Genomic DNA, 2623 nt, shown 5'->3' with positions numbered 1-2623 from the left:
AATGATGGCGGTTGTGGCGAAGTGGTTAACGCATCGGATTGTGGTTCCGACATTCGTGGGTTCGATTCCCATCAGTCGCCCCATTATATTAAATAGTGGAACCTTTATTATAATTTTTGATATAATAACATTAATATTTTATTTTTTTGGGCTATAGCCAAGCGGTAAGGCATCGCACTTTGACTGCGACATGCGTTGGTTCGAATCCAGCTAGCCCAGCCATTTGCGGAAGTAGTTCAGTGGTAGAACACCACCTTGCCAAGGTGGGGGTCGCGGGTTCGAATCCCGTCTTCCGCTCCATTTTATATTAAGGCGGCATAGCCAAGTGGTAAGGCATAGGTCTGCAAAACCTTGATCACCGGTTCAAATCCGGTTGCCGCCTCCAATTTTTAAATTAAGTTTTTTATATACGCCGGGGTGGCGGAACTGGCAGACGCACAGGACTTAAAATCCTGCGGTAGGTGACTACCGTACCGGTTCGATTCCGGTCCTCGGCACTTCCTAAAAATTTTAATACGCCGGTGTGGCGGAATTGGCAGACGCGCACGACTCAAAATCGTGTTCCTTCTGGAGTGTCGGTTCGACCCCGACCACCGGTATCTCTAGGTAAAAACGAGTTGAATTTAGAAACGATAAAACACTCACAAATGTTGATAAATCAATGTTTGTGAGTGTTTTTTGTTTTGTGAGAAAGTGGGTAAAAAAGTTGGGTTTTGAAATCATTTTACATATTTTTCATATAATTGCTAAACTTATCTAGTTAAAATTCCTTTTAGCTATAATGATTTGGTTATTTCTAGTATCAAATTGTAATATAACATAAGAAAATAGAATTAATCAGAGGTTAAATTTTTATAATTGAATTCGACTTTTTGATTAAAATAAATAAATTTTAGGGGGATTATTACGAAATATTTTGACTTACATACGGAGACTATAAACGAATCAATTGCTGTTGTGACCGCCAAGTAGAAATGAACTCTTTCTTACCTCAAAATGCTGAATAAGAGTGAACACTATTTTTCAGTAGTGACGTGCACTTTACAAGGATAGGTGGGCATGATAGCCTTGTTTGGCTGAGCTAGTTTCTTTGGTGCTACTGGCTTCATGGCTCATAATCTTGCCCGCAGAGGCTCCTTGTAAGGTGACAAAGTGTATGTTCTTTCTTCCAGCAAAGGGTTCGACAATATATAAAAATATGAATAATGTACCCAATAAGGCACTACACTTCATTTAAGTGCAATGTTTACAATTTTTGTCAATACTTCAATTTGATATATTAGCCACACTAGCCTTCACTTTGTTTGAAGAATTAATTGCTTGCTTCCCCCAGAACAATGTAATAACTATTCCCAGAGATAGTATCACAGTCGCAAAGTAGTAAGGATAGTTAACATCTATATCAAATAATATCCCCCCTAGAATTGGACCACTAATATTCGCTAGACTCGTAAACATAGAGTTCATTCCACCAACGAAACCTTGTTCGTTCCCGGCGATATTTGAAAGATATGAAGTAACTGCTGGTCGGAATAAATCGAAACCTACAAAAACAATAAATGTAACAAGTAAAATAGAGAAATATGAATGTACAACAGTCATTAAGAAGACAAGTAATGCTGATAATATTAAGCTGTTTCGAATCAGTTTAATTTCTCCCCAAATTCGTGTAAGCCGATCAAACAATATGACTTGTGAAACAGCACCAAAAATTGCACCACCAGTAATAACAATGGCTATGTCGGATGGTTTAAATTGAAATTTATGGTCCACAAATAAACTAAAGAACGATTCAAAAGCTGCTAAACCAAATGAGGCAATAAAAATTAAAATAAACGCGAAAAAATACTTTGGCTCAATAATGCGTCTGAAACCATTACCTTCTGAGGTTTGTTCATTAATTCCTGTTGCACGATCTGGCTCAGATATAAACATAATGGTTAGTATTGCAGCTATTGTACCAAGTGCACCAGCAAAGAAGAATGGTGTACGTGTACCAAATTCCGCTAAAAATCCACCGATACCTGGGCCAATAATAAATCCTGTACTAATTGCAGCAGACATATAGCCTAGTGCTTTGGGGCGAGTTTTCAAGGTTGTAATATCAGCAATAAAAGCAGTGACACCCGGCATAATGAATGCAGCACTTACTCCACCAAATATACGAGAAATAAATAACATTTCGATTTCTTTGCCAAGCCCAAATAATAACTCTGATAGGCCGAAAATAAATAAACCAAGTACAATCATAATTTTTCTTCCCAATTTATCTACAGCTTTCCCTGCAAATGGCGAAACAATCAATTGTGCAATTGCGAAAGCAGCTGTTAGATAACCAACAGTCTTTCCGTTTATTCCTAATTCATTCATCAGTGTAGGCAAGACTGGAATTACAAGCCCAATTCCCATAAAGGCTATAAATAAATTCATTAATAATAATCCTAAAGTAATTTTATAATTCTTCATTTTATATATTCTCCTTAACAAAACGAATTACCTAAAACCAAACGTATTCATTTGATTTCTTTACAGCTCTTATCCTAGTGTATATAGTAACTATATAGTCAAGGGTGGTGATGTAAATTATGAATAAAAAAAATATGAAATATTTAACTACAGGTGA

1 protein-coding gene and 6 tRNA genes are annotated in these 2623 nt (G+C 36.7%); 6 read left to right on the top strand and 1 reads right to left on the bottom strand.

Going from position 1 to position 2623, the window contains the following annotated elements:
* Positions 1 to 7: 7 nt before the first annotated feature.
* The 6 genes from V7122_RS25330 to V7122_RS25305 all read left to right on the top strand — a co-directional run bounded on the left by V7122_RS25330 (position 8) and on the right by V7122_RS25305 (position 599).
* Positions 8 to 83, top strand: a tRNA-His gene (locus V7122_RS25330).
* Between the two features lie 64 nt (positions 84 to 147).
* Positions 148 to 222: transfer RNA gene (locus V7122_RS25325), tRNA-Gln, on the top strand.
* Positions 223 to 225: 3 nt separating this feature from the next.
* Positions 226 to 300, top strand: a tRNA-Gly gene (locus tag V7122_RS25320).
* Between the two features lie 11 nt (positions 301 to 311).
* Positions 312 to 385: transfer RNA gene (locus tag V7122_RS25315), tRNA-Cys, on the top strand.
* Between the two features lie 26 nt (positions 386 to 411).
* Positions 412 to 497, top strand: a tRNA-Leu gene (locus V7122_RS25310).
* 20 nt (positions 498 to 517) lie between these two features.
* Positions 518 to 599, top strand: a tRNA-Leu gene (locus V7122_RS25305).
* A 667-nt stretch (positions 600 to 1266) separates the two neighbouring features.
* Here the strand turns inward: V7122_RS25305 and norA are convergent.
* Positions 1267 to 2466: a multidrug efflux MFS transporter NorA gene (gene norA / locus V7122_RS25300; RefSeq protein WP_335530015.1), complete on the bottom strand. Its 1200-nt coding sequence runs from the start codon at positions 2464 to 2466 to the stop codon at positions 1267 to 1269.
* Positions 2467 to 2623: the final 157 nt, after the last annotated feature.

This window comes from Bacillus sp. JJ1532, assembly GCF_036965085.1.
Lineage (GTDB): Bacteria > Bacillota > Bacilli > Bacillales > Cytobacillaceae > Cytobacillus.
Note: the sequence above shows the minus strand (reverse complement) of the source record. Positions and strands in the feature narration are given on the sequence as shown.

Excerpts from the sequence above, each read along its gene's own strand:
- norA (WP_335530015.1), bottom strand. The coding sequence starts at position 2,466 with ATGAAGAATTATAAAATTACTTTAGGATTATTATTAATGAATTTATTT.